The 21,384-nt window shown below is 59.6% G+C and carries 24 protein-coding genes; 8 read left to right on the top strand and 16 right to left on the bottom strand.

Annotation, left to right across the window (positions count from 1 at the left end):
- Positions 1 to 41: 41 nt before the first annotated feature.
- Positions 42 to 713 (bottom strand): acyltransferase family protein, encoded by a 672-nt coding sequence (locus tag AC0KVN_RS26010; protein ID WP_483656603.1) that lies wholly within the window; start codon positions 711 to 713, stop codon positions 42 to 44.
- Positions 714 to 751: 38 nt separating this feature from the next.
- Entirely contained in the window at positions 752 to 1,564 is an 813-nt protein-coding gene (locus AC0KVN_RS26015; protein WP_072895696.1) for a DUF1206 domain-containing protein, read from the bottom strand.
- A gap of 398 nt (positions 1,565 to 1,962) precedes the next feature.
- Between AC0KVN_RS26015 and AC0KVN_RS26020 the strand changes: the two genes are divergently transcribed.
- The 4 genes from AC0KVN_RS26020 (at position 1,963) to AC0KVN_RS26035 (ending at position 5,566) form a co-directional block, all read left to right on the top strand.
- Entirely contained in the window at positions 1,963 to 2,517 is a 555-nt protein-coding gene (locus tag AC0KVN_RS26020; RefSeq protein ID WP_097383992.1) for a gluconate 2-dehydrogenase subunit 3 family protein, read from the top strand.
- A 65-nt stretch (positions 2,518 to 2,582) separates the two neighbouring features.
- Positions 2,583 to 4,259 carry a GMC oxidoreductase gene (locus AC0KVN_RS26025; RefSeq protein WP_159366596.1) on the top strand — a complete coding sequence of 559 codons (1,677 nt, stop codon included), beginning with the start codon at positions 2,583 to 2,585 and terminating at the stop codon, positions 4,257 to 4,259.
- Positions 4,260 to 4,302: 43 nt separating this feature from the next.
- The gene (locus AC0KVN_RS26030; protein WP_159366597.1) at positions 4,303 to 5,103 is read left to right on the top strand and encodes a ThuA domain-containing protein; all 801 of its coding nucleotides are present in this window, start codon (positions 4,303 to 4,305) and stop codon (positions 5,101 to 5,103) included.
- Between the two features lie 184 nt (positions 5,104 to 5,287).
- Positions 5,288 to 5,566: a hypothetical protein gene (locus tag AC0KVN_RS26035; RefSeq protein WP_048939478.1), complete on the top strand. Its 279-nt coding sequence runs from the start codon at positions 5,288 to 5,290 to the stop codon at positions 5,564 to 5,566.
- 187 nt (positions 5,567 to 5,753) lie between these two features.
- Here AC0KVN_RS26035 and AC0KVN_RS26040 read toward each other — a convergent pair whose 3' ends face one another.
- Both AC0KVN_RS26040 and AC0KVN_RS26045 read right to left on the bottom strand, forming a co-directional pair.
- Positions 5,754 to 7,199, bottom strand: a complete 1,446-nt coding sequence (locus AC0KVN_RS26040) for a L,D-transpeptidase family protein (RefSeq protein ID WP_164488863.1) — start codon at positions 7,197 to 7,199, stop codon at positions 5,754 to 5,756.
- A 108-nt stretch (positions 7,200 to 7,307) separates the two neighbouring features.
- A complete protein-coding gene (locus AC0KVN_RS26045; RefSeq protein ID WP_072896096.1) occupies positions 7,308 to 8,312 on the bottom strand; it encodes a L,D-transpeptidase family protein in 1,005 nt (334 codons plus the stop codon).
- A 124-nt stretch (positions 8,313 to 8,436) separates the two neighbouring features.
- Here AC0KVN_RS26045 and mepK point away from each other — a divergent pair, with 124 nt between their 5' ends.
- From mepK to AC0KVN_RS26065, 4 genes are all read left to right on the top strand, one after another.
- Positions 8,437 to 8,973 (top strand): peptidoglycan L,D-endopeptidase MepK, encoded by a 537-nt coding sequence (gene mepK, locus AC0KVN_RS26050; RefSeq protein WP_159366598.1) that lies wholly within the window; start codon positions 8,437 to 8,439, stop codon positions 8,971 to 8,973.
- 846 nt (positions 8,974 to 9,819) lie between these two features.
- Complete coding sequence (locus tag AC0KVN_RS26055) at positions 9,820 to 10,578, top strand: hypothetical protein (RefSeq protein ID WP_435568274.1); 759 nt, start codon at positions 9,820 to 9,822, stop codon at positions 10,576 to 10,578.
- A 38-nt stretch (positions 10,579 to 10,616) separates the two neighbouring features.
- Positions 10,617 to 12,005 (top strand): NAD-dependent succinate-semialdehyde dehydrogenase, encoded by a 1,389-nt coding sequence (locus AC0KVN_RS26060; RefSeq protein WP_483656604.1) that lies wholly within the window; start codon positions 10,617 to 10,619, stop codon positions 12,003 to 12,005.
- On the top strand, positions 12,002 to 13,414 hold the full coding sequence (locus AC0KVN_RS26065; protein ID WP_097383999.1) for a dihydrolipoyl dehydrogenase: 1,413 nt from the start codon (positions 12,002 to 12,004) through the stop codon (positions 13,412 to 13,414). Before AC0KVN_RS26060 ends, AC0KVN_RS26065 begins: the two co-directional genes overlap by 4 nt.
- A 203-nt stretch (positions 13,415 to 13,617) precedes the next feature.
- On the opposite strand, the gene AC0KVN_RS26070 is transcribed toward AC0KVN_RS26065, so the two are convergent.
- From AC0KVN_RS26070 to AC0KVN_RS26125, 12 genes are all read right to left on the bottom strand, one after another.
- Complete coding sequence (locus AC0KVN_RS26070) at positions 13,618 to 13,914, bottom strand: GNAT family N-acetyltransferase (protein WP_072895640.1); 297 nt, start codon at positions 13,912 to 13,914, stop codon at positions 13,618 to 13,620.
- Between the two features lie 597 nt (positions 13,915 to 14,511).
- Entirely contained in the window at positions 14,512 to 15,870 is a 1,359-nt protein-coding gene (locus tag AC0KVN_RS26075; protein ID WP_159366601.1) for a tyrosine-type recombinase/integrase, read from the bottom strand.
- 259 nt (positions 15,871 to 16,129) lie between these two features.
- A complete protein-coding gene (locus tag AC0KVN_RS26080) occupies positions 16,130 to 16,666 on the bottom strand; it encodes an XF1762 family protein (RefSeq protein ID WP_483656605.1) in 537 nt (178 codons plus the stop codon).
- Positions 16,618 to 17,259 carry a DUF1643 domain-containing protein gene (locus tag AC0KVN_RS26085; protein WP_483656606.1) on the bottom strand — a complete coding sequence of 214 codons (642 nt, stop codon included), beginning with the start codon at positions 17,257 to 17,259 and terminating at the stop codon, positions 16,618 to 16,620. Before AC0KVN_RS26085 ends, AC0KVN_RS26080 begins: the two co-directional genes overlap by 49 nt.
- A 2-nt stretch (positions 17,260 to 17,261) precedes the next feature.
- The gene (locus AC0KVN_RS26090; RefSeq protein ID WP_483656607.1) at positions 17,262 to 17,531 is read right to left on the bottom strand and encodes a hypothetical protein; all 270 of its coding nucleotides are present in this window, start codon (positions 17,529 to 17,531) and stop codon (positions 17,262 to 17,264) included.
- Positions 17,528 to 18,706 carry a hypothetical protein gene (locus tag AC0KVN_RS26095; RefSeq protein ID WP_483656608.1) on the bottom strand — a complete coding sequence of 393 codons (1,179 nt, stop codon included), beginning with the start codon at positions 18,704 to 18,706 and terminating at the stop codon, positions 17,528 to 17,530. Before AC0KVN_RS26095 ends, AC0KVN_RS26090 begins: the two co-directional genes overlap by 4 nt.
- Entirely contained in the window at positions 18,703 to 18,918 is a 216-nt protein-coding gene (locus tag AC0KVN_RS26100) for a helix-turn-helix transcriptional regulator (protein ID WP_483656609.1), read from the bottom strand. The genes AC0KVN_RS26095 and AC0KVN_RS26100 overlap by 4 nt, the downstream gene beginning before the upstream one ends.
- The gene (locus AC0KVN_RS26105) at positions 18,915 to 19,184 is read right to left on the bottom strand and encodes a hypothetical protein (protein ID WP_483656610.1); all 270 of its coding nucleotides are present in this window, start codon (positions 19,182 to 19,184) and stop codon (positions 18,915 to 18,917) included. The genes AC0KVN_RS26100 and AC0KVN_RS26105 overlap by 4 nt, the downstream gene beginning before the upstream one ends.
- The gene (locus AC0KVN_RS26110; protein WP_483656611.1) at positions 19,181 to 19,432 is read right to left on the bottom strand and encodes a hypothetical protein; all 252 of its coding nucleotides are present in this window, start codon (positions 19,430 to 19,432) and stop codon (positions 19,181 to 19,183) included. Before AC0KVN_RS26110 ends, AC0KVN_RS26105 begins: the two co-directional genes overlap by 4 nt.
- Positions 19,429 to 19,842, bottom strand: coding sequence for a hypothetical protein (locus AC0KVN_RS26115; RefSeq protein ID WP_483656612.1), 414 nt, complete (start codon positions 19,840 to 19,842; stop codon positions 19,429 to 19,431). Before AC0KVN_RS26115 ends, AC0KVN_RS26110 begins: the two co-directional genes overlap by 4 nt.
- Complete coding sequence (locus tag AC0KVN_RS26120; protein ID WP_483656613.1) at positions 19,839 to 20,843, bottom strand: hypothetical protein; 1,005 nt, start codon at positions 20,841 to 20,843, stop codon at positions 19,839 to 19,841. Before AC0KVN_RS26120 ends, AC0KVN_RS26115 begins: the two co-directional genes overlap by 4 nt.
- A partial coding sequence (locus AC0KVN_RS26125; RefSeq protein ID WP_483656614.1) for a hypothetical protein occupies positions 20,840 to 21,384 on the bottom strand: 545 nt, incomplete at its 5' end. The genes AC0KVN_RS26120 and AC0KVN_RS26125, both read right to left, overlap by 4 nt.

The following is a 21,384-nucleotide window of genomic DNA, read 5'->3' on the forward strand; positions in this document are numbered from 1 at the left end:
CATTTCTGCCTCCGCCACAGCGTCGGCGAAGTGAATCAAATCTACCCCCCAAAGGCCAGCGTTTTTCGAGGCGTCCAACTTTTTATAGCTGCTGATAACGCGAACGAGGCAACGCACGCTGCGCAGCTGATGACAATGAATTTCAGCACTGGCGCCTCTGCCCACGGCATGGCCAGAACGCTTAGCGCAACCAGGACGGGCGGATGCAGGATGAGTGCGCCAAAAGCCGTCGATCCGAGCCTCGACACAATTTGCGTGGAATTCCTCCCCCATCGCTGCGCAGCAGCCAGCAAACCCAGGATCACCCCGAACGCGACCGCTGGATCCCAAATTGCGTAATAGAATGCATTGATGTTCCATCCTCCCTCAAATCCCCCCAACCGCCCACGTATCAATAGCATGAGCGGCAACGTGGAGATTGCGAGAATCGAAACAATCAGCCAGCCCGCAGCATCCCGCAATGTGATACGCTCAAGAAGCCCGCTCCGTGCCGCTGCACAACCTGCAATGTAAAAGAAAGCGTAGCAGCTGAAATAGCCAAGCTGAAGCCATAGGAATTCCGTACCGACCCGCATGACCAGTCGTACGATGAACGAGAGCAGGCCAAGGCCCAAGGCGATCAACGCCAAAGCGGGCATCGCAGGCAGAGCATCCACTGACACGGCAGACCATCCCGCGCGGCGACGGCAAGTCTGCCAAATCGCATAGCACATAGCGAATATCAGTAGGGCAATAGCAAACCAGAGCGGCGTCACCGCAGAAATTGGGGCGTTACTACCTTCATTCTTCGATATCGCGCCTCGATCAGACTGAACAACCCAAACAGCCCCAGCCCGCAAGCGACCACGCTTAAAATAAGCGTCCCTTCATCCTGCGCCCGTAGCTGCCGCAGCGCCTCCCCAAGCCCCCCGGCGCGATCGGGGTCATGGTTCAACGCCGCAGATATAATGAACCAGCCGATGAGGGAGAAAACCAGCGCACGGGCTGCATATCCAATACGTCCTATCCACCGAACATAGTCGGGAGCCGGCACGTCGCCGCTGAGATCGTCAAACCGCGCCTTATACGCCTTGAGCGCTTGGGCAATCGCGACGATGAGCAGGAGGACGCCGAGCAGAATAAGCATGAACACACCTCCCGGTTGCTCCAGAAGCCATGCCGACCAACCTTGCGCGCTTTCATCTCCAGGACTTCCATGCTCTCTGCTCGCTTGCGCAAGAGCCATTTTGCCTGCGGCGGTCGCCAGCATGATATGAGACACACCACTTAAGCCATAGCCAAGTCTTTCAAACTGTCCTTTCACGGTTCGACCGCGGCGCTCAGGGTCGATGACTGCCTCTGTAAGCCGCCAGACCGCATATCCAGCAAATCCAACCGCACAAAACGACAATAGGACATGACCAAGCGGCGCGTCAGCCAAAGTGCCTAAAGCACCCTGATTGTCGGTTGTTTCGCCACCGTGCAATGCGACGTCGAGCGCAAGCCATCCAATGATGATGTACACGAGACCGCGTGCAGCGAAACCGAGGCGCGCGAACAACGTCATACGGTCACTATATCTCATGCAGCCCTCCAAAGAACCGCCAACCTTCCGACGCCTGCACCTGTTCCCTCGAAACAGTCATCTAGCATCAACCTAGAGCTTCGGCGGCTGAGTACAGGCCCGCATCGATCACATACCGCTTACCCTGAAAATCTTCCGGCGAGCCGCGACAACATTGATAGCGCTAACCACACCATATGTCATCGCGGCTGACCCCATTGACTACTAGGTCCTTTCGTGCATATTTTGCGCGACTAAAAATATAAATGGGCGAGGAAAATGACCAAGAGACACTCTTGTGCGTCTATGAATTGCGCTAAAATGATAGCGCTACCGCTTTTCACCTCTGCGGTTTCAGTATCGATATCTCATCTTGAGATATCATGCCCGGCCGACGATCTTCGTGATGGTAGGATTTAATGGACCGCAGAGCGGCGCTCGCGTCCATCGTCGGCGTGCTGGGCGCGAACATCTTCGCCCCGCTTGCACGGGCCATCGCCTACCAGCCGAACCCGGTCATCAATACCGGCGCGCCTGAGATCATATTCACGCCCGCACAAAGAGCCCTGGTCACGGCGCTGAGCGAACGCATCCTGCCGACATCCGATACGCCCGGCGCCATTGCTGCAGGCGTGCCCGAATATATCGAACATATGCTGGGCGACTGGGCGATCACCGATGAACGGGCAACGATCTTCGACGGTCTGGCCGCCATCGATGCCCGCAGCCTGGCCGATTATAAAAAGCCGGCCGTAAAAGCCTCGGCCGCGCAGCAGGATGCATTGCTGACCCTTGCGATGAACGGCGAATTGCCAGGTGGAACTCCCTTTTTCGAGGCGTTCCGCCAGCTTGTCATCACCGGCTATTACACGTCCGAAATCGGCATCACGCAGGAACGCGAATATCTGCCCGTCCCCGGCGAATATGACGGGGCCTACCCCTATGCCAAGGTCAAGCGGATCTTCTCCTCATAGGGCGGGCAATCGCCTTCGATCCTCGATCCATTCATTTCCGACACGCTCATCGGAAGGACAAAATCATGGCAGCAACAGATCGTTTCGACGCTATCGTCATTGGTTCGGGCGTCAGCGGCGGCTGGGCCGCAAAGGAGCTTACGGAAAAGGGGCTGCGCGTCCTTATGGTCGATCGCGGTCGCATGGTCGAACATGGGGAAGATTATCCCTTCGACGGCAAGTCGGCCTATGACATTCCAGCACGTGGCAGGATGCCGGCCGCCCTTGCCAAGAGCGACTATTTCGCGCTCAACGGCTGGGTCTCGCCCGCCACCCAGCCCTTCTTCATCAACGACCGGCTCAACCCCTACGACTATGACGCGCCCAACAAGTTCAACTGGGTTCGCCCGTCAGTGGTCGGTGGCAAGTCGCTGACCTGGGGGCGCTGGAGCTTCCGCTGGAGCCAGGCCGATTTCGAGGCCAACAAGAAGGAGGGCGTGGGGACCGACTGGCCCATCCGCTATGACGATGTCGCGCCCTGGTACAGCTATGTCGAAAATTATATCGGCGTTTCGGGTGCTCGGGAAAATCTGCCTTATCTTCCCGACAGTGAATTCATGCCGCCCTTTCCGATGAACGTCGCCGAAAAATGGCTGAAGGAACGGCTGGAAAGCGAATTTCCCGGACGCAAGCTGATCAACGCGCGCCTCAGCAACATCACAGAAGATAAGCCCGAGCAAAATCGCACCCGCTGTCAGAAGCGGGCACAATGCGACCGGGGCTGCAGTTTCGGCGCCTATTTCTCGACACAGGCCGTCACACTGCCCGCCGCCCGCGCCACGGGTCGGCTGACGCTGCGTTCGGACAATTGGGTCACGAACCTGGAATATGCCCCAGCCCAAAAGCGCGTCACCGGCGTCCGGATGGTCGACGCCAATACTGGCCAGGTGGAAGTCGTTCAGGCCCGCATGGTCTTTCTGTGCGCATCGGCGATGAGTTCGCTCCACATCCTGCTCAACTCCCGTCCGGCAGGCAGCGAACGCAGCTATTTCCATTCCAACGGTGCGCTCGGCAGCGCGGTGATGGATCATATCTTCCGTGTCGGCGTGTCGGGCGACATTCCGGGCATGAGCGAATTTGTCGAATATGGCCGACGGCCCGGCGGCGTCTATGTGCCGCGCTTCCGCAATCTGGAAGCGGAGGATCTGCCCTTCAAGCGCGGCTACGGCTTTCAGGGAGGCGCCGGCCGTCAGGCGTCCGCGCCCGAAGGCTTTGGCCTGTCCATGAAGCACGGGATGCGCGAATATGGGCCGTGGCGCTTTACCATGGGCGCCTTTGGGGAATGCCTGCCCTATGAGGATAATCGCGTCATGCTGAACCACAGCAAGACCGATCGCTTCGGCACGCCGCTATTGCGCTTCGACGTCCGTTTCCGCGACAACGAAATCAGGATGATGGACGATGCGCTGGAACAGGGCATGCTGATGCTGCGCAAGGCGGGGCTTACGAACGTGACCGGCGGTCGCGGCAAGCATGTGCCAGGTGAGGCGATCCATGAGATGGGCGGCGCCCGAATGGGGCATGATCCCGCCACGTCGGTGCTCAACAAATGGAATCAGGCGCATGACGCCGTCAATTTGTTCATCACCGATGGTGCGCAAATGGCCTCTGTGTCCTGCGTCAATCCGTCGCTGACCTTCATGGCGATGACCGCCCGAGCCGCCGATCACGCGGTCAAGCAGATGCAGGCTGGGGTGATCTGACCCGACAAGCAGCGTCATGGGCCAGCGCGCCAAAGGAGAGACGATGTACAGAATATTCGCGACCATCGCGCTATTGACCATGGCACAGGTGGCGCCCAACCCTCATCTGCCTGCGCCCACCTATGACACTGCCGCCCCGACTCTTCCGAAAAACCTGAAGCATGCGGTGCTCATCCTGTCCAAGACCAATGGCTGGCGGCATATTGAGCATATACCTCATTCCAACATGGTCCTGGCTGATATTGCTGCCAATCTGGGACATGCCAGCTACACCACCGAAAATGCGGCAATCTTCAACGACGAACAGCTGCGGCATTTTTCCGTCATCATTCTCAACAGTGCGAGCGGTGATTTCCTGACCGAGGCGCAGCGATCAGCCTTTGCGCGCTTCGTCGCGCGCGGCGGTGGCGTGGTGGCGCTGCACGCGGCCGGAGACAACAGCCACAAGGCGCCCTGGTATACCGGAACGATCATCGGCACCAAATTCATCGGGCATCCCGGAGGCGAGGATCAGTTTCAATCCGCGCAAGTCATCGTCGACCAACCACGGCATCCCGTCATGGCTGGCGTGACCATGCCTTGGGCGCCCGTCGATGAATGGTATTCCTTCGATGCGAACCCGAAAATGCAGGGCATGGCGATACTCGCCCGGATCGACGAGGCGAGCTACCACCCCGGCGCCAAGCTGACGATGGGATCGCATCCGGTGATTTGGACCAATCCAGCCACCAAGGGGCGTGTCGTCTACTCGGCGCTCGGACATTTGCCGGAAAGCTACGACGATCCAAATTATCGCCGCATCCTTACGAACGCGATCCACTGGGCTGGAAAATTCGGTCGGTAAAACGAGAAATTTGATTAGCGCTGAGACCACTAGCGTCATGTGGGCTCAAGTCCACTCCATACCGAGTGAGTGTGTCTGCCAATACGGGTCGCAAGTTTTCATGTTTCCAATTAAGAATATTTCTCAATCGGAACAGATTCTGTCCGACCTCGTTCCCAATGCTACCAACATTTAGGAGGACGGGATGGTTGACAACAGGTATAATGATCATGTGGTGATCGAAAAGAAGGGGCCGGGACGCACCATCGCAATTCTTGTGATAGCCGCCCTAGTGATCGCGGGCATCCTGTTCGCGACCGGCTTCTGGTCTGCGGACGTAAAGGGAGGGGATATGCCGGAAGTCAGCGTCAAGGGCGGCGAACTCCCGAAGGTTGATGTAGATTCCAAGGAAGTCGTGGTCGGCACCAAGAAGGAACAAATCGAAGTTCCGACCGTCGGCGTCAAGGATAATGGCGAAAAATAGAGCCAGATCCATGCTACGAATTTCAGATCGATATCTTTTGCGATATTCGTAATGAAACGGAGATAATATTTTCTAAAATATGTCCCCACTTTACATAGTGGGGATTTTTTTTGATCCTGAATTCTGACGGCCTACATAGGCTCTTCCGCACTCGTAGCGATGTCCCCGCCAGCTCATCACGCGCTCATCAGGGCCCGACATCATCGCCGCCGGCCCGAAGGCGGGAACCCTTACGCTGGCCAAAGCCAAGCGCCTTTGCCACTCGCTCATTCCAACCATAAGGGTCTGCCCGGATCACCGGCGCCCCTTTATTGTCGAACAATATTGTTGAATAAAGCAGGCGAACCGGGATTTCCCGCGGCAGTTCGACAAAGCCTTCCTTGCCCGTCGCGCGCACCTTGTTCCATTGATCCAGAATGCCTTCGTCCCGGGCGATCTTCTCGGCAAAACCCACCGCATCCTCGACCCGGATGCAGCCATGGCTGCGCTGGCGCTGAACCTCTGAGAACAACTGCTTGGCCGGCGTATCGTGAAGATAAATTTCATGGTCGTTCTTCATGTCGAACTTGACCAGCCCCAGCGAGTTTTTCGGACCTGGCTGCTGGACGATCCAGCCATCCTTCCAAACCATGTTGTTGCGCTTCATGTAGCCAGCGCCCTTGCCTGCGATCTCCTTGTTCTGGATCGACCGAGGAACCGTCCAGGTCGGATTGGCGACCAGCCGATAGATGGGCGATCCCAGCTGGGGCGTTTCGGTGTCAGGTTCGCCCACCACCGCCTTGCGCGTATCGGCAATCTTCCCGTCGCGCCAATAAGTGAGGCGCGCGGCGGCGAGGTTGACGTCGATCCGCGTTCCGGGCGGCGCCCGGTCGAGCCACCGCATCCTCTCCATGGCAACGGCGATTTCCCGCGCCCGATCGGCATCCGACAGGTTGAGGATTTCAAGGGCCTTTTCGCCGATCACGCCGTCGGGCTTGATGCCATAATCGACCTGCATATGCTTGACGGCGCGCACTAGCGGCTCGGCGTAGCGAATGCCGGCATTGCCAGCCCGATCCAGATAGCCCGACGCCACCAGCTGCCGTTCGATCGCGGGCATGCGACTGTCGGATGTTCCAGGATCGATCGGCTTTCCTGCGTCGGGGATGGGTTTTGCGGCACCGCTTCGCTCCTTCCCAAGCGCCAGATAGGCCCTGGAAAGATTGCGATAGTCTTCCTCCTGCGGCGCAAGGCCATCGAGCCAGCCGCGCAGCTTGCCCGATGCCAGCGCGTCTTTCAGCCCGCGTTGGAGATCCGGCCTGAAGGTGCCGAGGGTGTAGACCTCATAGAGCTTTTTTGGATCGCTCGCGCCGCCAGCCAATGCCCTGGCATAGCGCAAAGCACTTTGGGTAAGCGCGTCCTGACCGGCGCTTGTTGTTGGCTCTCCTTCAACGCCGAAGGATAGATGGTCGAGGCCATGCGCGGCGCGACTGTCAATGGCCTGCTTGAGATCATGGATTGCGTCCTCGTTCCACTGCGCTTGCCGCTGCGCCGACGCCGTGTCGGCCCGGTTTCCGCTGCCCGACTGGCTGCTGCAGGCCGCCAGGGTCAGGGCGATGGCGACCATCGGAAGGGCGACAAGGGATTTAGGCACGCATTTCTCCTCACAATCTCTTTCCTACAACGCGTGACCTCGGTCGCGGCTCCGGCGCAGGCGCGCTGTCATGCTACTGATCGAGCGCCAAGAACTCGACGACGCCGGTCACGCAACAAATTCAGCCGGAGTATCGGCACGCAGCATCTGGGCGAGACGGGCAGCGTCCCAATTGCTCAGGCGAATGCAGCCATGACTTTGCGAACGGCCGATGAGGGTTGGTTCGGGAGTTCCGTGAATGCCGTAATGCGGTTTGTTGAGATCGATCCAAACGACCCCCACAGGGTTATTCGGCCCCTCACTGAGCTGCGCCTTCTGGTCACTACTGTCTGCGTCCCAGAAGAGATCGGGGTTGTAATGATAGGTGGGCATGAAGGCGATGGTCCGGATCATCCATTTCCCCAGCGGCAGCGGATCGTGATCGCTGCCTGTCGTCGCCGGGAACTGAGCAATTAGCCGGTCCTGTGCGTCGTAGACTCTGAGCACGCTCTGCGATTTACTGACGACGATTTTGGCTGCGCGCGGCTGGCTCGCGCTAATATTGAGATCCGCCAGAACATCCCGCCATCTTGCCGGCAGGCCCGGCTCATAGGTTCGATCAGATGGTAGGAGTCCGGGCAACAGCAATTCCATCCCGGCTCTGGGGGCTTTGAGACCCGGATTGAGCCGAATGAGGATGTCGCTGCTTGTATGGAAACGCTCAGAGAGCTTCTCCACCAGGTTGCGATAGCCAAGAAATGGGAGCGTCGCCTGATCGACGATCCTTGAGGGGATGTCTGGCGTAAAAGAGGCCTCGAGTGCTTCCGCTTTCAGGACCATGCGAATGAGCGTTGGCGCCCTCTCTCCCGCCAATGCCTTGCGGCTTGCGGCATCAAGCACGCCGCTTTGCTCCAGCCCGCGCGCTTCCTGAAATCCTTTGAGGGCCATCACGAAAAAGCGGCCTTTTCTTCCATCGATGATGCCCGGCGCAAAGCCCGCTCGATCAAGCTGGACCTGGGCCTGAAAAATGGCCGGATCGATGCCTGCCGGGAAATGGGCTGGAGCGCCCGTTTGGTCTCTGGCAGGCGTGGATGCCTGCGCTGAAGCTGCAAAAATGAGACCAACCGAGGCCAAAATCCGAAATTGCCATGGAACCGATCTTTTCACGTCGCCAGAAACACCTTATATGACAGGGACATAGGCAACGCTTGCGAGCGGCCTTTATCTCCCTGAAACATGTTCGGGACCAACGACATTTATGATATTCGATCGACGGTCGGTGCTGTTCGGCGCCGCAGCCTGCGGTATGGCGCAGCTATTTCCTGAAGCTTCATGGGCATTCATTCCGGAACGACGGCTCGCCTTTCGCAACCTGCATAATTCGGAGCATATCGATGTCTGCTATTTTTCCGGCGGACGCTTCCGCAGGGATGGCATCGCCGAGCTTAATCACTTCATGCGTGACTGGCGGACGGGCGAGACGATCAGGATGGATACGAGCCTCCTCGACACGCTCGTCCACCTCCAGGCAGCGACCGGCGCAGACAAACGCGCCCATTTTACACTGATATCGGGTTACCGTTCGCCAAAGACAAATGGCAGGCTGCACCGCAGCTCGTCCGGCGTCGCATCCAAGAGCCAGCATATGCTTGGCAAAGCCGTCGACATAAGGCTCAAGAATGTGCGCCTCGCCAATCTCCACAAAGCAGCCCTCTCGCTGCGCGCAGGTGGTGTAGGCTATTATCCCGAAAGCAATTTCGTTCATGTCGATACCGGCCGGATCCGTCATTGGTAGAAAGAATCTCCCAACGACAATCCTAACCATTCATCGTCATCTTGAAGCTACTCTCGAAAACAGAGGCTCAAACACCCGTTCGACCATCCCAGCCCCCCCTCCGTGACGCCCGGCGAGTACAGCGGCGTCCGTCATTTGCCGACGCATTTGCCCAGGAGACGCTACGACATTCGCGTACACTCAACGGTAGCCCCATCCCGCTCGGAATATTTTGCGCAACCAATCTGGGACAGGGTTCGTTTCCTCCGCCAACCAACGACTGGAGCCTTGAACGTTGAACCGCCCTGACACCGAGTCACCTACGCGCGCCCAATCTGTCTTCGAGTTTGATGCTGCATTGGCGCTTGGCATTCTTTGCGGTGTTCTGTTTGCGGCGATCGTTGGGTTGATGCGATAAATTCGGACTAAAGGTGCAGCTAGGATTGTTGTGTCATCTCCTCGACATGACGGTGTGACCTACCCAGTCTGATAGGCGGGCAGCTTCTTTTGGCCCCCTTAAGTCTTGTTGGCGAAGCAGTGGGTTGGAGCGCGCGGAGCCGCATGCATGTATGCCCCATCGGCGATAATCACATGTCTATATTCGATTGCCTGCGTCTGCCTCCCTACCTTTAGGATGCATGCGCAGGATGCACGGGCTATCACTTTCCTTTCCCCGGCGCCGTCGACAGGTGAGCTGGGCACTTAACTTTCGAACAACTGGACAAGGTTGCCCGTTAGACGCCTAACCCGTTCTAAAGTCGCTTGGTCTGCTCCAATCGACGTCCACTGGAACCAACATAATTGCCGCGTTTTATGACGGCATTGCGAGACAGACGCTCGCGTTTTCTCCCGTGGATCCCATTATAGATGCAGCAGCTTCACGAGAATTTCTGGAACATCCGTGGCTCTTTCAAGATCGCCAAGATATTCGACATCGGCACGCAAACCTCGCTCGTGCGCAAGCGCGACGGAAGCTTCATTCTGATCGACAGCTACGGCGTTGCAGGATCCGATCGAGAGAAAGTTCTGGGCCTGACCGATAACGGCGCGGCGATTGACACGATCATCAACGTCCACCCATTTCACACGCTTCATTGCGCTGCAGCCCATGATCTCGCGCCGCATGCCCGGCTGTTCGGCACGCGCCGGCATCATGAGAAGGCGCCTGAACTACCTTGGGAACAGGCTGTGATTGAAGATGCTGAAACGCAGGCTCAGTTCAATGATCTCGAATTCTCCATCCCAGCCGGCCTCGATCTGGTGACAAACGACAAACGCGTCCATGCTGCCTCTGTCTTCGTACGACATCGCCAAAGCGGCATCGTTCATGTCGATGACACGCTGATGGTCCTGGCAGCACCGGGTGCGCTCGGCCGCATATTCCCCCAGTCACGGCTGCATTTTCATCCAATGCTGGGAAAGGCATTGCAACACCGCCCTGGCGCTGCCGACGCGTTCATCGCGTGGGCACAAGAGTTGGCAGAGAGGTGGTACGGAGCTCCCTATGTATGCGCTGCCCATTCGGCCGTGCGCCATCTGCCGACCGATGGTTGGCGAACTGAGGTCACTGCAGCTCTCGCAGGCATCTGGTCGACGCTCCAACAACATCGCACGCGCCACGGCTGAACGCCGCACGACCTCACTTCATTGCAAGGACATGCCCCATGAGCGCCAATACCGCCCGTACCATAAATCCACTGACAGAAGAGTTGATCGCCACCTACGACTATATGTCCGATGATGAGATGGCTCGTGCCATCTCCGCTTGTCACAATTCATTCCTTGAATGGCGTTTGCGCAGCCTGGAAGATCGCGCCGCGATTATTGCTGCGATCGGACAGGCCCTGCGCGACGCAAAGGAAGAGTTTTCGGCTCTGATGACGCAGGAAGTGGGTAAGCTGATCGGCGTCAGCCGAAGCGAGGTCGATCTGGTCGCAGCCATTTGCGACTATACGGCGGCAAATGGTCCGAACGTTCTGGCCGACGAGGAGCGTTCGGCAGACGGAGCCACTGCCTATGTCACCCATGCGCCGATCGGCGTCGTCTATGGTATTCAGCCTTGGAATTTCCCGGCCTATCAGGCGGTGCGTTACTCGATTGCGAGCCTGATGGCGGGCAATGGCGTGCTCCTCAAACATGCGGAGAGTTGCACCGGCAGCGGATTGTTCCTGCGTGATCTGTATGAGCGCGCTGGGCTTCCCAAAGGCCTTTTTACGGTTCTGATCATTTCCCACGAACAGTCCGACAAGGTGATCGAGAATGATCTGGTTCGCGCCGTCACCCTGACCGGAAGCGATCGCGCCGGCAAGTCAGTTGCAGCCAAAGCTGGCGCGCTCGTCAAAAAGACCGTGCTGGAACTTGGATCCAACGACGCTTACCTTGTTCTCGACGATGCCGACATTGATCTCGCTGTAGAAACCTGCGTGGCGGGCCGCATCTACAATAATGGTCAGACCTGCGTTAACGCCAAGCGGTTCATCGTCACCGAACAAAATCACGATGCTTTTGTCGACGCATATGTCGAGAAGTTCCGAGCCATCCAAATGGGGGATCCCAGGGAAGAGGCGACAAAGCTCGGGCCACTGGTTAGCAAGGCACAGCGCGACAAGCTGCATCAACAGGTGGAAGACAGCGTGGAAAAGGGCGCCCGCCTTCTGGTCGGCGGAGAAGTGCCTGAGCGTACTGGCTGGTTCTATCCTGCTACAGTTCTCGTCGATGTTGCGCCGGGCCAGCCCGCCTATGATGATGAACTATTCGGGCCAGTGGCCTCGATTATCCGCGCCAAGGATGACGAGGATGCGATGCGAATTGCAAATGACAGCCGCTACGGGCTTGGTGGCGGTATCTTCAGCCGCGACGTAGATCGCGCGCGCGAAATGGCCGCAAAACATTTCGATACCGGAATGATATTCATCAACAGTTTCGATGTTGCCTCGCCGGATCTGCCGTTCGGCGGCGTCAAGATGTCGGGCTATGGTCGCGAGCATGGGCCCGAGGGGCTCAAGGAGTTTGTCAACGTCAAGTCGATCAAGATTGCTGGACGCGGCGCATGACGACCACGCTTTGCTGCGACGTGGCAGTGATCGGCGGTGGCACAGCGGGTCTTGCAGCGGAGCGTGCCGCCCGCAAGAATGGAGCCTCGACGCTGCTCATCGACCCTGAATTTGGCGGGACGACCTGCGCACTGGTTGGTTGCATGCCCTCCAAATTGTTGATCGCCGCAAGCCGGGAAGCCGAGCGCATCAGGCGTGCGAAGCTTTTTGGCATTGTGGTAGAAGGCATCAAGATCGATGGGCCTGCTGTACTGCGGCGCGTACGTGCGGAACGAGACAGGTTTGCTCGCCTTACGCGCGAGTCTATCCAGGACCTACCTGAGGGAGTTGCCGTCCGCGCTCGCGCCAGTTTTATTGGAGCTGGCCGCCTCCATCTCGATGACGGACGCGTGGTGGAAGCACGCACCATCGTCATTGCCACAGGCTCTACACCCATATTGCCGACGCAATTCTCGGTGTTAGGTGATGCCGCGCTTACGAGCGACACCATATTCGAACTAGATGACCTGCCAAAGCGCCTCGCGGTGATCGGTTCAGGCGCCATCGGGCTTGAGCTGGCTCAGGCATTTGCACAGCTTGGTGTTGAGGTCACGCTGTTCGACAAGGGCGAGCGCATGGCAAAAATACGTTGCGCAAAGGTCCATGCGCGATTGCATGAAATTCTTGACGACAAGATGACGGTGCGCCTTGGCGTCGATGTGACGCCGCACCGGGATGAGGATGGGGCAAAGCTGAGCTGGACTGGCTCGAGTGAGGGTGAGGCCTTCTTCGACAAGGTGCTGGTAGCTGTGGGACGAAAGCCTCAGCTTGATGGCCTCCAACTCGAAAGCGTGCAGCTCGAACTGGATGACAATGGGGTTCCCAGGCATGATCGAGCAACGATGCGCTGCGGGGAAAGCGCAGTTTTCCTTGCAGGCGATGCAGCGGGGGACTTGCCGCTACTTCACGAAGCCTCGCACGACGGCGCCATCGCCGGGCGCAACGCCGTGGCGTTTCCCGCGCCAATCCCGGTAGATCGCAATCCCCCCTTCGCTATCACATTCACCGAGCCGGTGCTTGCGAGGATAGGCAAGGCTGAGGAAGACGGCGCGGTCACGGGAACTGCGGATTTCTCCGACCAGGGGCGTGCCCGCGTTGATGGACAAAATCGTGGCGTTCTTACGCTGTACGCCGCGGCACCAGATGGCAGGCTTATAGGCGCCGACCTTGTCGCGCCGGCAGGAGAGCATCTCGCGCATATGCTGGCCTGGGCTGTTCAGGGTGGCCTCACCGCCACGCAGTTGCTGAACATGCCTTTCTATCATCCTACTGTGGAAGAGGGTTTAAAACAGGCGCTGCGCACAATCTGCGCCGCAACGCCTATAGCTCTTCCGCCCGATCAGGATGCGGGAATGCCGGCAGGAGCCTGACGGCGCAGCAGGAAATCGCCTGCCGCTAGAACAGAGAGACGCAAATCGTCTCGACATTGGTGACCAGTGGCCGTGACCATCGGCGTACCAAGTTTCCTTCGACAGCGCTTTGCAGCGGCATCCCGACCGACTGACGGGCTAGCGCGGGAATCTGGCTCGTGCGAGCCGGTGGCGCGGTTGCGATCGGGCGTGCGTTCGCTCCCTCAGCCCGGGGCGTCAACCGCCAGCAAATCCTGCTCTTCAGGATGACGCTCTAAATAAGCAGCGACGAATGCGCACAAGGGTACGACCTTGAGTCCTTTCGACCGGGCATCCTGTAGAGCACCGCCAATAAGCTTGGAGCCAATACCCTGCCCTTCTAGCGCGGCCGGCACCTGCGTGTGAGTGAATAGCAAAGCCCCATCACGTCGCTTGTAGTCTGCAATCGCGACCTGACTATCGACATTCAATTCATAACGGCTTTCGCCTTCATTATGTTCAACCTTGTCAATTTCGCCCATGAACACGCCCTCTCGCTGAAAAATCGGACCTGCGCGCGGGTCTTGCGCACCGGCCAGCTTATCGAACAGCTGGGGCCTAGCGCGGTTCCCGCACCGTCTCCCAGCCATGCTCTTCGGCTCTTTTGCAGCGCCGCTGTAATTTTTCGGAACGCTGCGAGAATGCGAATGTTGACATGTGCATGGATCGATCTTTGACAGCGTCACTCTTCAAATCCTGCGTGGCCGCAATGGCCATCTTCATCGCTGCAGCGCCATTGACCGCTCATGCCTCCCAGAATGAGCGGATGTCCTTCCGGTGCGATCGTGGCCGCAGCTTCCAGGCTGCACTCGGCAAGGACCATGTGGTGGTTACGATTGGGGCACGCAGGCTCATCCTGCAGTCACAGCCCTCCTCACTGGGTCGGCGTTATGAAGCGCCAGGCTCCGTCCTCATCATCGATGGTGACCTTTCCGCACTCGTCATTGACGACGATCTGGGCTTTCGAAATTGTCGAGTTTCGTCTCCGGCGCTAGGCTAGAGTGTGAAAATTCGGGCGCAATGGCGCAGAGCCAGCAAATCGCGACAAGCCTTCTGTCAAAAGCGTCTGATCAGATCGGTTAACGCCGGAATTGCAACACGTTCGAAGCAGATCGTTCCGGGCCAGCTACGCTGGTGTCGAGCCCGATAATAGCGTTGGGGTGCTGGAGGCCGTCCATGATCAGGTCCGCCCAGCTTTGCAGCATTTCCCGGCGGGGTTTGAAATAGCGGGCCCTATTATACGCCCACTCCGATGCCGATGTGCCTTTGGGGACATGGGCAAGGACAAGATCAATGATCATTCGATCCCCGTCACGCTCCAGTTCTGCGGCTCTCTCGTTCATCACAGTCGAGAATGCAGAACGCCAACCATGCGGGACCATGCGTCCCTTATAAACGCCACCCCATAGTCGCTTATACAGGGTGCTGATCGCAGCATCACTCATCGGCTCCCGCCATGTCCTGGTGCTTGGGAAGAGAAGGGCGAACTGACCGGTTAGCGCACGAATAGCGTGAAGCGTCGCGACTGCCTGCCGGGAGAGCGGGACGTCGTGGCCAAAAATCGGATTAGCCTTATCCTCCACAGCCAGTTTCATCCGGGCGGCAGGAATACGCCACAGCGCCGCGGGACAAGGGCGATCCGGGTCGCTCCAGTCGATACCTTCAATCTCTTCCCAACGAGCGGTTCGCAAGACCCCGACCCGAACGGCGCTGAGCGCCAGTAGACGCGACGCAAGCCGGGTCTGCGCGCTGCCGGTAGACAGGTCGACACGCCGCTGGAACTCTATCAGTTGAGGCACTCGCGTAAGAGCCGGCTGCTTTATACCGGGCGGAGAAGGCCGCAGCGCATCGCGGATGATTTCGACGCTCACGACAAGCTCGGTAGAGACGAGACCTTCCGCCCGGGCGCGTTTGAGCACGCCAAGCACATAACCGCGAACGCGCTTGGCGGTTTCAATCGCGCCGCGCTGTTCGATCCGCCTGAGGGCAAGCAGCACAAGCTCACTGCTCAACTGGCTGACCGGCAAATGTCCAAAAACAGGAAAAATGTCCTTTTCGAGCCTCGAACGGACCCTGAAGGCATTGGCCGCCGACCATAGGGGCCGCTTGTCATCGAGCCATTCCTCCGTCTTTGCCTGAAAGGTGGCATCGGCAGCAGCAAGCGCCATCAGCCGGCGGCGCTCAAGTTCGACTGCGGGATCCAGACCATCACGTAGCATCGCACGCGCCTGCGATTGTCGGTCACGCGCCTCGGCGAGGCCGACTTCGGGAAAAAGGCCGAAGGTGAGCAGCTTTTCCTTTTCGCCGAATCGGTATTTGAATCGCCAGGATTTCGCACCAGCCTTCGTAACGTAAAGGAATAGGCCCTTTTCATCGGCTAGCTTGTAGTTTTTCCCGGTCGCGGCCGCATTGCGGGCCATGGCAAAAGTCAGAGTCATCGATACCCCCAAATGTGGTTTCGATACCCCCACCGATACCCCCAGATTCGCGAGATGCCCTGAAACGTCCTGCTACATTCTGGATGAAGATCGGATCGTAAACCTCTGATTAAAGGAGATTTACGATATCATATGATCATCATGAAATCGAGAGTTGGTGGGCCCGGCACCTACCGAAGGTAGCGTGATTTTTCGCAGAAAAGCGCCAATCCATTGTTGGGCAATGGGACTAATGCCCCCATGAATGCCCCCACAGCGACTAGGCTATATTTTCCCATTCGCCCCATCCGATCGCGACTTTATCTGATGTAGGGTGGCGGTCAATGCGTGGGCGCGAAGGCGTGTTCCAACTGCGCCCTGGCACGCGCCACAGCTCTCGCCAGCCGGCAGCGCGACACCCTGCCCCGCCGATCCTGCGGCCGGTCTCAGGATCGAACCGATCCCACTCTGATGCCAGGAGATATGTGAGGCCGCGCCGATATCCCTGCGCTCGAGCGGTCCGCTCCGACGCAGCATAGAGCATCGAATTAGCGTTAGGTGCATCGAGGGTGCAGAGGCGGACAACCTCGCAAGTGAATCCGTCGTTCAGCGCCCTTGCAACCGGCCGACCGACAATGGCGACGCCGACCAAGGCGCCGTCTCCTGTCGTCACAGCGTGACGCCACAGGTCGCCGCGCGGGGGTGGATGGTGGCGATGATGCTGCCCCACGAAGGCGAACGCCTCGCGCTGTATGATGGGGCGCAGCCTCAGGCGCACGTGCCAAACGGCCGGCCAGCCTCCCAGTTCGGTACCCATTGCATGAATCGTGTGGCGTTGGGGATCGCGAATTTTCCGCGCGCTAAAGGGTGGAGCGGAGCGCCCTCCGGCGTTACGCCAAGACACATTGCATCATGCTTCTGCTGGATCGGTGGATAGTGCCAAAGGAATGCTTGCAGCGCCCGGCGCACCAGATCAGGATGACGGCGGAAGCCGTCGGGGCCGCATGCCACGACGCGGATCGATGCTGCCCGTCCGGCCCGCTCGACCGCCAGGCCATTGACGCGCTGCCAGTGCTCACGCTTCTGCCACCACTCTTCCCCGCCGCCCGCCAGCATTTTCCACAGGTCGGCCGGATGGGTCGCAATCAGCGGGCACCAGTTGACCAGCCAGACCGATCCACAGCCGTGCGTGTGGGCGAAGCGGATGGTCCGCTTGGCCGTCGGATCGAATGGGCTATCATCGCCGCCAGCGATCGATGGATTGTTCATCAGGAACGCGGCGGCCGGCATGTCCTCATCCCAGACATAGCGCAGCCACAGCCGCGCACGGCCGGCCAGGTCGAATTCGACCTCCATGCGGATGTCGGACGCGCGCGGCGCGATCGGCTGGCCGAATAGGTCGCGAGGCATGCCTATGCCTCCTCTTCCGCTGTGGCATCGATGATCGGATCTACATAGATCGCGATCTTGTGGATGGAATCGCGCCCAGCGTCAGGGACGTATCCAGGCAGGCACCAGTGGGCGACCTCCTTTACGAGAAACGCCGTCGTGCCATGACGCTGGCGGATTTCTTCGCCCGCATTGGTCGTGGCCCACAGGTACTCTCCCACCCGCGGCGCGTGAATGAAGCAGGCTTCGAAGACGCAGGTGTCGTCGGACAGCATGATGACGCCCTTGATCATGCGCTCGCTTCCTTCATGGGGCCAGCAATGGCCGCGTCGATGGCAACGCGCGGATCATCGCTCCAGCATTCGGCAATGGTGCGCTCGTGCGGCTCGGCCATCCAATGGCCTACCACCCTCCACGCGACATCAGCATCGTCGCCGCCAGTCGGCACGCTGAAGCAACGCAAATCCCAACATTCATCGCGCAGCGCGTCGAGCCGCTCGGTGTCGGGATGAGGTGCGGGCTTAACCGAGGCAACCGGCAGCGCCGATCCGGTCGGCTTTCCCGCCTGCTTGGCTCGGATCTTCTCGATAATGTGCGGCTGGTTGATCCGGTCCAGCTCGGCCTCGCCAGCATCATGCATGTCCACCCCGACAGCGAGACACAAGGCGGCGAGCGTCACCATTACCCCGCCGACTTCCTGGGGTATCTCACCAACCGGACGGCCGGCGACATAATCGACAAGGGCGTGGGCCCGAGGCGCAAAATCGACGCCGATCAAGGCGCAAACGGCTTGCGACAGTTCGAGCATCTCCTCGACGGCTCGATCTGATCGCTCCAGCTTGTCACCGCTGATCGTCGCCCCGAAGCAATCGATCATCCACGGCTTAACGCGCCCCTGAAATGGCGTCTGAGCTTTTTCGAGACGAGCTTCTGCCAGACGCCGCGCCTGCTGCTCTTCGCGCAACTGGCGCCAAATGCGCAGCAAGAGCCCAGATTGTGCATCTTCGACGCGTTCGCCCGCGATCATGTGCCACATCATCGCGCTACCTTCAGCTTCCTGCGCGCGACGACGAGCCTTGACCATTTCAGGCCGGAGGCCGGCGGTATCATCCATCACGACCTGGCGCGTGCCGTCGTCGGTGAACGGCCCTGTCATCCAGCCAAGGGCATGCAGAAGATCGTGCCGGTCCCTCTCCGCGATTTCGAGCGAAACCAGCGCATCCGATAGCCTGCGGCCCAAGGGAGGCAACAGGCTATATCCGCCGGTCCATCCCCAAGTGTCCGCGTCGCCGGCCGTCTTGACTTCGGCCACGCCATTGGTCGGGACATCGGCGGGGCGCCAGATGCAGCCACACTCATGACACAGGTGCGACCGGTGCGGAGGATTGTCCCATCCCTCGCTCGGAGCGTCGATGTGCTGAGCGTTGCACTGTGGGCACCACAGCAGCATGTCGATTGGACCGATCATGCTGCATCCGCCCTATATGCCATGGGCGCGGCGACGAAGTCAGAGATGTCGCTCTCATACCAGGCCACGCTGCGCACCCCGATGGGCACGCGCTTAGGGAAGGTGCCGGCAGCCTCGCGCCGGTAGATGGTGGCAGGCGAAAGGCCGGTGCGCTCCCGCACCTTGGCCATGCGCAGCAGGCTGTCCTGCCGCCGATCGCGGTTGTCGTTCAATTTCCTTCTCCTTGGATCAAGGCGCGCAGTTCGATGCCGAGCGGCGTGAGTTGCACCCAGCCGTCGCGGCGGCGCGCGAAGGCGGACGGTCCATCCGTGTCAGGGTTGGTCGCGACGTAGCCGCGGCGCCAGAGCGCCCAGGCGGACACCAGCCCGTCGCCGCGGATATGCTGGCGCGGGATGTAGCGCGCCCATCCATCGGCCTGTGGCGGCTCCAACGCCCGCAGCAGGCGCTTCTGTGGTGGCGTGAGGCGCGGGATAATCATCGGGCGTCCTCATCGGTCATGATGGCCGCGCGCACCGCCAGCCCCATCGGATTGTTCCAATACATGCCGGGCAGAAACCCGCCCGGCCCTTCGCGATGGCCCAGCTTGCGGCGCTCCAGCGCCTTGGCGACGGCATAATCTGCGCCGGTACGCAGTTCGATGCCGATGCCCTCGCGGCCGGTCAGATCGTCAGGCTCGCTCTCGATGAGCATGGTGCGCTGGCGCGGGGTAAGGTTGGGCCAAGTCAATCCGGCCTCCCGATCATCTCATTGTGGACCGCGCAGATAGCGCTGATCGCGCCCATGGCGGTGTCGTTCTCGCCGAAGCTGACGAGGATGGTGCGGGCGCGGGTCTCATCGTCCAGCGCCACGATGTGGATGCCGTCGGCGGGCCAATATTCGTCAGCCTTCAGGTCGCCCGGCTGGCGGTCGCTCTCCATCCAACGCTGGCCCCAATGGGCGCGCAGCGCGGCGCAGGCGGTGTCAAACGGGTCGGGGTCGGCCGCCGGCACGCCATGCTCATGGCAGAACTTGCAGGTGGCCGCGTTCCGCTTGCAGTGGACGCGCCGCCCCTCCCCGCCCACAGGGATGCTGTGGCAGACGCCATAGCGCGTCCTGGCCAGGGTGAAGTCGTCGGTGTCGGCGCCGAACTTGCTCATGCCGCCGCCTTCTCGGGGTTCGCCCAAGCCTCGAAGGCTTCCCGGTCTCCATTGCAGCAATGGTATGCCGGCTTGCGCTTCTCGCGAGGGGTATCGCTTTGGAAGCGGTATTCGAGCGATGCCGGCGCGATGGCCATGCCGGGGAAGTTGAAATAGACTATGATTTGCGTGAGCCGCCACCGATCGCCGCGCTTCTCGGCATAGGCATGCTGCGAGCGTCGGTAGTATGGGGCATCACATTCAGGATCCGGCGGAAAGGTGACATCGGGGAAGCGCTTGAGGATGATCCGTTTGAACGCCTCTATGGCGCGCTTCTGGCGCCTCTTGCGCTCCCTTTCATGTGCATCATGATGATCTTTGCAGGACTTTCGGCAGAAGATGGCCGTATCCATGTTGCCGATGACATGTTCCGGGCGCCACTGCGCGTAGAGCAACTGCTGCCCTTTCAGCGGTTCGCCGTTCCTTACCTCGCTTTCCCAGAGGCTGGGGAGATCTTCGTCGATCTTGCGCCCACACCCATGGCACTCGAACCACCAACCGTGATGGATCGCTTCAGAAGCTGGGACACTCCCCCGCTCGGCAAATTCATCCGCCCAAGGCGCGCGGTTGCAGGTGACGCTGCCGAAATCGCCATCCGCGAATTGCTGAGAGCCCTTCTTCCGTGCAACGACATTGTGCTTCGCAAAAACAATGCCGCCGGTGCCTTCGCACGTCTCTTGGACCGAATATGCTTTGAGCATCGACATCAGATGATCTCCCCAGCGCTCGCGATCGGCAAGATCGCTCTGGACGCGGCGAAGGTCACCCTTCAGTTCGGTGATCTGCGCGTTCGCCCGGTTAAGGGCGGCCAGCCGCTCGTCAGCCTGCTGCCTGACCTTCTGGGCATCGGCCCGCTCGCCGATAACCATCATCGCGATTTCAAAGGCACTCATGTCGGCAAATCGATTGGCAAGAGACGATGCGACCGCGCTGTCGGCGGAAGCTGAGGCTTCATCGCTCATGCCGCCACCTCGATAAATAGGGCCTTGAACCGGTCGCCATAGCTGCCGTGAACGGCGGCCAGCACCGCGGGGAGCGGCAGTTCGTCGGCGTCACGGTCAAGGCCGGCCTGCGCCATCCCCTCGCGCGTGCCCTCTTCGCAGGCGCCGGTGATCAGGCGGAAATCGTTGATATGGACGGTGCCGCGCTCGCGGATCTCGGCGACCAGTTCAGCCTGGTCGAAATCGCGCTCCATGACCTTGAACCGCAGGTAACGCACCGCATGCTCAATCGTCCGGCCGTGAGCGTTATATTCGCCATTGCTGGCGATGTAGCAGCGGCGCAGCTTCTCGATCTCGCCACCACCGAAATAGGCTGCATGGGCGATTTCCGTGCCATTCTGGCTGCGCTCAGACAGGATAAGCATCGTGTAGCCGTCGACATGGCGCAGGCGAATGCTCTTGCCATGGTACGGCTGGATCTCCGAGGTCAGCCCGCTCAGATCGACGTAGCCGCCGTTGCTGAAGGTCGTGCCCTCGGGCAGCGAGGTCAGCCCGCTCAGAT

Source organism: Sphingobium sp. SG1 (assembly GCF_057063145.1).

Excerpts from the sequence above, each read along its gene's own strand:
- AC0KVN_RS26090 (WP_483656607.1), bottom strand. The coding sequence starts at position 17,531 with ATGATCAAGGGCGTCATCATGCTGTCCGACGACACCTGCGTCTTCGAA.
- AC0KVN_RS26065 (WP_097383999.1), top strand. The coding sequence starts at position 12,002 with ATGACGACCACGCTTTGCTGCGACGTGGCAGTGATCGGCGGTGGCACA.
- AC0KVN_RS26095 (WP_483656608.1), bottom strand. The coding sequence starts at position 18,706 with ATGATCGGTCCAATCGACATGCTGCTGTGGTGCCCACAGTGCAACGCT.
- AC0KVN_RS26120 (WP_483656613.1), bottom strand. The coding sequence starts at position 20,843 with ATGAGCGATGAAGCCTCAGCTTCCGCCGACAGCGCGGTCGCATCGTCT.
- AC0KVN_RS26085 (WP_483656606.1), bottom strand. The coding sequence starts at position 17,259 with ATGCCTCGCGACCTATTCGGCCAGCCGATCGCGCCGCGCGCGTCCGAC.
- mepK (WP_159366598.1), top strand. The coding sequence starts at position 8,437 with ATGATATTCGATCGACGGTCGGTGCTGTTCGGCGCCGCAGCCTGCGGT.
- AC0KVN_RS26105 (WP_483656610.1), bottom strand. The coding sequence starts at position 19,184 with ATGATTATCCCGCGCCTCACGCCACCACAGAAGCGCCTGCTGCGGGCG.
- AC0KVN_RS26075 (WP_159366601.1), bottom strand. The coding sequence starts at position 15,870 with ATGACTCTGACTTTTGCCATGGCCCGCAATGCGGCCGCGACCGGGAAA.
- AC0KVN_RS26055 (WP_435568274.1), top strand. The coding sequence starts at position 9,820 with ATGCAGCAGCTTCACGAGAATTTCTGGAACATCCGTGGCTCTTTCAAG.
- AC0KVN_RS26030 (WP_159366597.1), top strand. The coding sequence starts at position 4,303 with ATGTACAGAATATTCGCGACCATCGCGCTATTGACCATGGCACAGGTG.
- AC0KVN_RS26060 (WP_483656604.1), top strand. The coding sequence starts at position 10,617 with ATGAGCGCCAATACCGCCCGTACCATAAATCCACTGACAGAAGAGTTG.
- AC0KVN_RS26115 (WP_483656612.1), bottom strand. The coding sequence starts at position 19,842 with ATGAGCAAGTTCGGCGCCGACACCGACGACTTCACCCTGGCCAGGACG.
- AC0KVN_RS26020 (WP_097383992.1), top strand. The coding sequence starts at position 1,963 with ATGGACCGCAGAGCGGCGCTCGCGTCCATCGTCGGCGTGCTGGGCGCG.
- AC0KVN_RS26080 (WP_483656605.1), bottom strand. The coding sequence starts at position 16,666 with ATGGGTACCGAACTGGGAGGCTGGCCGGCCGTTTGGCACGTGCGCCTG.
- AC0KVN_RS26015 (WP_072895696.1), bottom strand. The coding sequence starts at position 1,564 with ATGAGATATAGTGACCGTATGACGTTGTTCGCGCGCCTCGGTTTCGCT.
- AC0KVN_RS26010 (WP_483656603.1), bottom strand. The coding sequence starts at position 713 with ATGTGCTATGCGATTTGGCAGACTTGCCGTCGCCGCGCGGGATGGTCT.
- AC0KVN_RS26070 (WP_072895640.1), bottom strand. The coding sequence starts at position 13,914 with ATGGGCGAAATTGACAAGGTTGAACATAATGAAGGCGAAAGCCGTTAT.
- AC0KVN_RS26025 (WP_159366596.1), top strand. The coding sequence starts at position 2,583 with ATGGCAGCAACAGATCGTTTCGACGCTATCGTCATTGGTTCGGGCGTC.
- AC0KVN_RS26035 (WP_048939478.1), top strand. The coding sequence starts at position 5,288 with ATGGTTGACAACAGGTATAATGATCATGTGGTGATCGAAAAGAAGGGG.